This is a genomic window from Stackebrandtia soli (assembly GCF_965137155.1).
In the GTDB taxonomy this organism is placed as follows: Bacteria; Actinomycetota; Actinomycetes; order Mycobacteriales; family Micromonosporaceae; genus Stackebrandtia; species Stackebrandtia soli.
Genome location: NZ_CBCRZX010000063.1, coordinates 13,125 through 20,733, shown reverse-complemented (window position 1 = coordinate 20,733; position 7,609 = coordinate 13,125). Strand labels below are relative to the sequence as shown.

At 69.2% G+C, this 7,609-nt stretch carries 9 protein-coding genes; 2 read left to right on the top strand and 7 right to left on the bottom strand.

Annotated features, from left to right (window positions below; genetic code table 11):
• The 5 genes from ACM9NP_RS22450 to ACM9NP_RS22430 all read right to left on the bottom strand — a co-directional run.
• Positions 1 to 265 (bottom strand): hypothetical protein (locus ACM9NP_RS22450; RefSeq protein ID WP_415648752.1); only part of this gene is annotated, 265 nt, incomplete at its 3' end.
• A gap of 62 nt (positions 266 to 327) precedes the next feature.
• Complete coding sequence (locus ACM9NP_RS22445; RefSeq protein ID WP_415648751.1) at positions 328 to 1,332, bottom strand: hypothetical protein; 1,005 nt, start codon at positions 1,330 to 1,332, stop codon at positions 328 to 330.
• Positions 1,333 to 1,346: 14 nt separating this feature from the next.
• On the bottom strand, positions 1,347 to 1,781 hold the full coding sequence (locus ACM9NP_RS22440) for a hypothetical protein (protein WP_415648750.1): 435 nt from the start codon (positions 1,779 to 1,781) through the stop codon (positions 1,347 to 1,349).
• A gap of 28 nt (positions 1,782 to 1,809) precedes the next feature.
• Positions 1,810 to 2,355: a hypothetical protein gene (locus tag ACM9NP_RS22435; protein ID WP_415648749.1), complete on the bottom strand. Its 546-nt coding sequence runs from the start codon at positions 2,353 to 2,355 to the stop codon at positions 1,810 to 1,812.
• A 246-nt stretch (positions 2,356 to 2,601) separates the two neighbouring features.
• On the bottom strand, positions 2,602 to 3,402 hold the full coding sequence (locus tag ACM9NP_RS22430; protein ID WP_415648748.1) for a hypothetical protein: 801 nt from the start codon (positions 3,400 to 3,402) through the stop codon (positions 2,602 to 2,604).
• Positions 3,403 to 3,849: 447 nt separating this feature from the next.
• Between ACM9NP_RS22430 and eccE the strand changes: the two genes are divergently transcribed.
• Positions 3,850 to 5,121, top strand: coding sequence for a type VII secretion protein EccE (gene eccE / locus ACM9NP_RS22425; protein ID WP_415648747.1), 1,272 nt, complete (start codon positions 3,850 to 3,852; stop codon positions 5,119 to 5,121).
• Positions 5,122 to 5,674: 553 nt separating this feature from the next.
• On the opposite strand, the gene ACM9NP_RS22420 is transcribed toward eccE, so the two are convergent.
• Positions 5,675 to 5,884 (bottom strand): hypothetical protein, encoded by a 210-nt coding sequence (locus ACM9NP_RS22420; RefSeq protein ID WP_415648746.1) that lies wholly within the window; start codon positions 5,882 to 5,884, stop codon positions 5,675 to 5,677.
• 321 nt (positions 5,885 to 6,205) lie between these two features.
• Complete coding sequence (locus tag ACM9NP_RS22415; protein ID WP_415648745.1) at positions 6,206 to 6,898, bottom strand: hypothetical protein; 693 nt, start codon at positions 6,896 to 6,898, stop codon at positions 6,206 to 6,208.
• On the opposite strand from ACM9NP_RS22415, the gene ACM9NP_RS22410 reads away from it, so the two are divergent.
• Positions 6,891 to 7,520 carry a hypothetical protein gene (locus tag ACM9NP_RS22410; protein WP_415648744.1) on the top strand — a complete coding sequence of 210 codons (630 nt, stop codon included), beginning with the start codon at positions 6,891 to 6,893 and terminating at the stop codon, positions 7,518 to 7,520. The genes ACM9NP_RS22415 and ACM9NP_RS22410 overlap by 8 nt on opposite strands.
• Positions 7,521 to 7,609: the final 89 nt, after the last annotated feature.

The window sequence follows — 7,609 nt, the reverse complement described above, 5'->3', positions numbered from 1 at the left end:
CGGTTACGGGGATGGGTTCGCCGCCTGTGGTCCAGGTGAGCTCGATGCCGATGCGGATGGCGGCGTGGGTGGGGTGGGTGTTCTTGAGGATGATGGCGTAGGTGACGGTGGTGTCGTCGTTGTCGTTCTCTCCGACGGTGAAGCCGGATTCGGTGACGGCCAGGTGGTCCTGGGCGGAGACGACATCGGGCGCGGTTTCGGTTGTTGCCGTGGGGGAGGACGACGGGTCGGGCGATTCACCGGTGCAGCCACTAGCGGTCAGCATCCCCGCCGCAATCAACGTGACGACGCGGGTCGACCGTCCGATCCGGACCAGGCCGACGCACCTCACGCGGGTTCCCGGACGCGGAAGTCACCGGTGCCCGGATCGACCGACACGTCGTCGTCGTTGTCGGCGTCGGTCAAGTCGGGAGTCTTGTCGTCGGGTTCGTGGGGCAGCAAGGTCCGCTTGACCTTCTTGTCGCCACTCTTGATGTAGCCGTTGACTTCCTCGATCGTGGCGGTCAGATAACCCGCGATGCCCTTCTCGGCCTTCCGCATGTCCTCCCACAGGTCGTCGAGGGCGGATTGCATGCTCTCCAGGATTCCCGCCACCGTGTCACCCTTGATCGTCTTCGGCTTCTCCTCGGCGTTGACGAGGTCGACGACCGCCGGCGCGGTTCCTCCGACACCCCCGATGATCGCGAAGGTGACGCCGAGCGAACCACCACCGGTCGCGGCCGCCCCGATGACACCCGCGACGGCGGCGGCCACCGCGATCGCGAGTTTGCCCTCCTCGGCCGACGTGCCGAACACGCCTCCGGAGGCCTCCAACGCCTTGATCGTCTCCTCGGTGATCTTCTTGGCGAGCTGCCGCGACTGACGGAGCGCCGCCTCGTACGCGTACAGCGCCGATTGCAGCTCGACGAACAGCGCCTGCTGCCGAGTGACGGCGTCCGGGAACGGGGAGAGGAAGTTCTCGTAGAACGCGTCGCGAGTCCGACCGGTCCAGCGCGCCACCGCCGTGTTCACCGAGTCGATGTCACTCAGCTGTCCAGAGTCGATCTGCCTTCGCGCTTCCCCGAGGTGCTCGGCCATGCTGCGGGGGAACGTCGGCCATCGATACTTGAATCGTTCGAAGCGCTCCGGGATCCAGTCGTATGAACCGGGAACGCTCTCGACGTGTTCGCGCGCGCCCACATCGGGGTCGTCGGGGCCCTCGTTCTTGCGTGCGTCTTCTGCGGCGGCGACGAGCGCCTGGACGGCGGTGTCGATTTGGGAGTCGTTGATGTACTCGATGGCGTCGACTTCCTGGACGCACTTGCCGGCGACGCTGATATCGGTGATTCCCACGGATTCCGGTTCCTTCAGATCTGGGGTTGGCCGGGAACGTTGGATTGCAGCTCGGGATGCGGGTCATCGCTCTCCGGAGCGCTCGGGGTGAACGGCGGGGGTCGGTCCTGCGCGTCGCCGTTGTCCTCGAGGTCTGTGATCTTGTTCCGCAGGAGGTCCTTGTTGTCGTCGTCCTGTATCGAGAATCGAACGGCGATGTCCGCGAGCGCGGTGCCCGAGTTGACCATCGCCGCGCTGCTCGCCACGAGGATGTCGTTCTGCACCAGGTTGCGAAGTTCGGTGAACGCGGAGACGAGTTCCGGTGCGGCTCCGTTGAACGCCTGGCCCTGGGACAGGGCGGACTGGTGCGTCTCCTGGGCCGCGTACGCGTACTGGTTTCCCATGTACTGCATGTGAACGGCGCCCGCGCGCCACAGGTCCCAAATGTCATCGATACTGATCTCGACCATGGTGGACTCCCCCTCAGGGCTTGGCGATTCACGACTGTCGTCGTTCGCGTTCGCGGGTGACACTTGGAATGTCCAACCCGAAGCACTCGTCTCGGAGGAACCTGATCTGCCGCCGGTAGTCCTGGATCAACGCACGGCCGGATTCCTGTGCCTCGGTGACGAAGTCCTCTTCGGAGAGCGTGGAAAGGGCTCCGTCCAGTACGCGACAGCGCCACTCGCGCATGCCCGTCGCCTTGAACCGGACGATGTTGCGCGCCGTTCTGCCGACAGTGGACAGTTCGGCGGCCGCGCGAAGGTATCGCGCCTGCGCCTCGTCGTGGGCGTCCTCAGCTCTCAGGATCGAGACGAGGCCGGCGCGTCTCATCACGTCGGAGTGGCCGCGACGGTACCCAATGGACATGAGTGTCAGGAGACGGCCGAGCTGGGATTCCAGGGCGCGCTCGTCGTAGGCGTGGTAGCGGCCCGGGCGAAAGCCGAACTTCGCTTCGCGACCCTTGAGGGTGCATTTGATGTCGCCGTCGGGCGAAGTGGCGGTGATGATGAGTGCCTTGAGGTCGTCGGCAACTTGTCCCATACGTGGCGGGTCCTTGCATCAAGCACGAGGTGACGCCTCGAGTGCTGCAATTAGTGTGACCGTCACCATACGCGATGGTCATCATCGATCGGGAGGCCGTGTCGTCGACTCGGGTCGCGCGAGACGAGAGCCGAAGACGTTCCACTGTCGCCGTTGCGATCCGCCGGGCGGCGAGGCGGTCTCTAATGTGGCTTCCGTTGGTGGCGAACCCCACGCGGGGTTCACCACCACGAGCGGAGGTCGGCTCTACTGCTCCATCAAGGCTGCGAGCGCGTCGAGGCTTGCGCTTGCCGTGGTCGTGAGCTCGGCAGGCGTGTGCGTCGGGTCCGGGAGGGTCACCGTGATCGTCATCTGCAGGTTCGAGTGCCGCACGAAGATCCGCAGCTCCTCGGCGAAGACGAGATCGGAGCGCGACATCACGAGTGCTTCATCCCACTCGCGGTCGCTGTCGATGTCGAGTTCCGTCCAACCGTCGCCACGGGGCAGATCGACGTAGTAGTCGTACATGTCCTCCGCGCCGCCCACATCGTGGTGCGCCTCGACCGCGGTGTGGACGGCGATCCCGTCGAGCTCCGTGTAGTTGCACTGGCCCATGCCCGTCGGTCCGGACGGGTCGTTGCTCTGGTTGGCGCTCACGGCGTCGGATCCGCCCGTGCCGAGCGCGACGTACGTGTCGATGTCGAACACCGCACACGGTTCGACGTACTGGTACAGGCCGTTCTCGCTCGCCGCCGGCGCGGTGGGGTCGACGCCGTCGGGCGACGGCGTGGCTTCGGCGTCGGGATCGTCGACCGGGCTGGTGGACGGCTGCTGATCGGCGATGGTGGCTTCGGCGTCGCCGGTGAACACACCGGCGGCGGCGAGTCCCGCGACGAGGACCGCGACGACCGCGACCGCCGTCAGGCTCGCGATCAACGCGGTTCGGGACTTCGGCCCCGTTGACGGAGGCGGCGGTTCGCCCAGGTGCGGTGCGAAGTGGTTCGCCTGGGGCGGTGGGTATCCCGGTCCCGGTGGGGTGGTTCCGTGCGGTCCAGGGGGTGAGGTCATCGAATATTGCGGTTCACCGGATGGCACGGCTGTCGGGTGATTCCGTTCGAAGTCATGTGGGTTAACGGTCACGTCGGAGTTGCCTCGATGTCATCGTGAATGGCCAAAATGGAAACGGATAGTCTATGTTGAACAGTCCCGTTGTCGGCGAGGATACAAACAGTCCGCAATCGAGTGCGCGACCGTCCACTGAAAGTCCACTGTGATTAAAGTCCTCGGAAACCATCATGGAGTCATCGTGGGCGCCGTGACGTCGCGGAACACCCGCTCGCCCGCCCGACGCGCCCGGGTCACGTCGCGAATGACGATCGAAGTCCCCACGTCACCGCAGCGGATTCGCCACGCGACCTCGGCAGATTCGGTGTCCGACCCGTCTGGTGCTTGTGGCGCCGTCCGCATACGATGAGAACGCAACCCCACAATGCCTGCCCTGGAGGCAATACCCACATGACGATGGTGCATGCACCCGCCGCGCGCGGCACCGCCGTGGTCGCCGAGAAGAAGCAACGGGCCGAAGAACCGGTGTCGTTCGCGTCACGAAACTCGGGCAGACTCGGCGCCTTTTCCTATGGGCATCTCTTCGCCATCGAGGTGATCATCGGCATAGCCGCCGGTGTCTACACCGCGACGGCCGGTAAGCCCATGAACGCGGCCCTGCCGTGGTACATCGGCGGTGGGGTGGCCGCGTTGGTCATCCTCGTCGTCATGTTCGCCCGCAGCGGCGGCATGTGGCTGTACCAGGCCATCCCCATGCGCCGCCGCCTCGCCGGCCGTCGGTCCCGACCGACCGGCATGTCCAAGGAGGCGCTCCACGGCCTCTCTCCCGATCTCGGCATCGTCCAGATCGAGGACCGCGACATCGAGATCGGCATCGGCGCGGACGACGGCGGTTGGTTCGCCGCGATCGAGATGGGCGGAGTCGACGGCATCACCGAAGCCGTCCCCCTGACCCGCCTCTCCCGCCTCTTCACCGAGTCCGGCGTGCCCGTCTCGGCGATCCAGGTCGTCGGACACACCGTGCCGATCGGGCTCGTCGGCCACGACGGAAGCCCCGCCGCGGCGTCGTACCAAGAACTGCTCGGCGGCATCCCCGCCGTGGTCCACCACACGAGCTGGCTCGCGATCCGCATGAACTCCGAGGACGCGCTCGACGCCGCAGCCGACCGTGGCGGCGACATCGAAGGCGTGCACAAGGCGCTCGCCGTGACGATCAGCCGTGTCGGCAAGCTGCTGCGCAACGCCGGCGTGCAGAACCGGGTGCTCGACGCCGAGGGCCTGCGCGACACGCTTCAGGCGTCGCTCGGTCTGACGATGAACGACGTCCCCGCCAACCAGCAGCGCACGGCCGAGTCGTGGCAGCAGTGGCAGGGCGACGGTTTGCAGCACGTCACCTACCGCGTCGCGAAGTGGCCGACGGACGAGACGATCCTGCCGCGCCTCATCGACGTCCTCGCGGCCGTCCCCGCGGTGTTCACGACGGCCTCGATCACGTTGCGCCCCGGCATCGTCGACGGTCGAGACGTCGACGGTCGCCCGACGGGCCGCCGTGTCGAAGTCGAATGCCTGATCCGGATCGCCGGTGACGCCCAGACCTCCGAGACCGGGCAGCAGCGCGTCATCGCCGCCGCCGAAGGCCTCGGCGCCAAGCTCGACCGGCTCAACGGACAGCAGGGGCCGGCCGCGTACGCCTCAGCCCCGACCGGAGGTGGCTCGAAATGACCCAGAACAACGGCGACGACCCGAACAACGTCTATCGCGGCGGAACCTACTCGGGCGGCACCTACCGCTCGGGTGGCGAGGAACCCGACGACGAGGGCAACCGCAGGGGTCGCCACTACGCGCCGGACGACGACGCCGACCCCAACCGTCCGCCGGGCCCGCCCGCGACCGGTCAGTACCGCGCGAGCGCGTCCGTTCCCCCGCCGGAGGAGCAGGCGCCCCCGACTCCTCCCGGCCCGTTCCCTCCGCGTGGGCCGCGACCGCCGCACGCCGCGCGCTACCGGTCCTCGGCCTCCGTGCCGCCGCCGGGCAGCGCTCAGCCGACGTCCGGCGCGGGTCCCCAGCCTCCGCGTGGGCCCGCCCGTCCGACCGATGGTCGGGGCAGCGCCTCCGTTCCGGGAACGACGTACGGCCAGGCACGTCCGCCGCAGCCGCCCGCAGGGACCGGACCGCAGCAGCAGCCGCCGTCACCGCCGTCGACGGGGCAGTACCGCTCCTCGGCGTCCGTGCCGCCGCCCGCGCAGCCTCAGGCTCCGCAGCAGCCGCCGCCGGGTTACCAGGCGCCGCCCCGGACGACCGGCCAGTACCGTTCCGCGGCATCCGTTCCGCCGCCGGGCCAACCGACGTCACCCGCGCCCGGCCAGCCGGTTTCGCCGCCTCCGGCGCGACCCCCGGCCCAACCTCCGACGCCCCCGGCTCCGTCGGCTCCGTCGGCTCCGAGCTCGAACCGTCCCCCGTCGGCGAACGTTCCCGGTGCCTCCACGATGAAGCTCGGTGGTGCGAAGAAGGCGAACCGGCCTCCGGCTCCGCCGTCGTCCGCGCCGCCCGCTCCGTACGGTGATCCGGCGGCGAACCGGCCGCCGAGTCCGCAGTCGGCTCCGCCCTCGCCTTCGCAGACGGGCCAGGTTCCCGCGTCCCGGCCAATGGAACATTCGCCGCCCTCGCGTGCGACGAACCCGGTGTCGACGCCGCCGTCGCGGCCGATGGGTCCTCCGTCGGGACCTCCGCAGCCGCCGTTGTCCTCCGCGCCGCAGCGTCCCGCCGGGCCGCCCCCTCAGCCCGCGGCTCCGCCCGCGCCGCAGCGTCAGACTCCGCCGCCGTCTCGGCCGACGAGCCCGCCGCCGCAGCCTCCACAGCGTCCCGCGTCGCCTCCGCCCGCCGCACCGCAGCAGTCGCCGACGTCACCCGCGCCGATGCCTCCGCAGCGGCCGATGAGCGGTCCTCCCGTCTCGGGTCCCGGCACGATGCCGGTGTCTCGACCGACGACGCCGCCGGTGTCGCCCGTGTCGAGTCCTCCGGTGACGGGTCCGACCTCGCCGGGTCCGGCGCGCCATCCGGTCTCACCGGTCTCCGGTCCGCCGGTTCCCGCGCACCAGCCGGGCCCTCCTCCGCGTTCGACGACGCCGGGCCTGGGGTCGCGTCCGCCGGGGCCGCACGCCGACGAGCCCACCGGAAAGCTGCCGCCCGGCACGCCGCCTCGGCCGCCGATGGACGGTCGTCCCGTCTCGGGTCCGCCCGTGTCCGGTGGTGGGTTCTTCTCGCCGCCGGTCTCCGGTTCCCCGAGCTCGGGTGGCCCGTTCGCGTCCGTGTCGGGATCACCGTTCTCGGGCGGTCCGACCGGCCGCCAGTTCTCGGCCCCCGTGACGTCCGGAACGGTGTACGGCCTTCCATCGGTCGACGACGCCCCGGTCGTCGTCCCGACCCTGGGCCGACCGGTCGATTCGTTGCGCGCCAAGGGTTTCTTCGCGAGTTCGAAGGCCCTCGAACTGATGGCCACCCCCGCGCCGCCGGCCGGGCTCGTGCTCGGTCGCGACGCCGAGCAGAAGCCCGTCGTCGCGCCGCTGTTCCGTCCGGAGCCGGTCAAGGCCGCGATCATCGGTGGGGCTTTCGCCGCGCGGATCATCGTGTTCCGGGCGCTGGCGATCGGGGCTCGCGTCGCCGTCTGCACGAACCGTCCGCAGGTGTGGGAGGGTCTCGGCCCCGGTGCCACCGGGCGTCAGGACCGGCTCGCCGTCCTGCACGGCGACAGGCCGGTCACCGTCGACGCCAATCCGCACTCGCCCGCGCTGTACGTCTACGACGTCGGTGAGCACGGCACGTCGACGACGCCGATCCTCGGGCCCTGGCGTACGCAGCTGACGGTCCTGCCGCGGTTGACGCTGTACGGCTCGCAGGCCGTGGAGGAGGCGCACGTGACGATCCTGCAGCGGCTCAACCCGGACGAGGCCGCCGCGGCCACGGCGACGCTGCGGGTCAGCGCGGCGACGGTCGACCTGTTCCAGATGCTTTACGACGACATGTTCGCGATGCTGCGGGTCGGCGCGAAGGAGCGTTACGTCTGGGCGAACGCGACCTCGATCGAACGGCAGATGTTCGGAGAACCGAACCGCGACTACTAGCGGCGAGTCTCGTTCCCCCGGCGCGAGTCGCCGGGAAAACGAGACCGGCCCTCAGAGTTCCGCAGACGTAAAGGTGGCCCCGCGAGGAG

What these genes read in the sequence shown, in the direction of transcription:
- ACM9NP_RS22440 (WP_415648750.1), bottom strand. Translation starts at nt 1,781, where the DNA reads ATGGTCGAGATCAGTATCGATGACATTTGGGACCTGTGGCGCGCGGGC.
- ACM9NP_RS22435 (WP_415648749.1), bottom strand. Translation starts at nt 2,355, where the DNA reads ATGGGACAAGTTGCCGACGACCTCAAGGCACTCATCATCACCGCCACT.
- ACM9NP_RS22430 (WP_415648748.1), bottom strand. Translation starts at nt 3,402, where the DNA reads ATGACCTCACCCCCTGGACCGCACGGAACCACCCCACCGGGACCGGGA.
- eccE (WP_415648747.1), top strand. Translation starts at nt 3,850, where the DNA reads ATGACGATGGTGCATGCACCCGCCGCGCGCGGCACCGCCGTGGTCGCC.
- ACM9NP_RS22410 (WP_415648744.1), top strand. Translation starts at nt 6,891, where the DNA reads ATGGCCACCCCCGCGCCGCCGGCCGGGCTCGTGCTCGGTCGCGACGCC.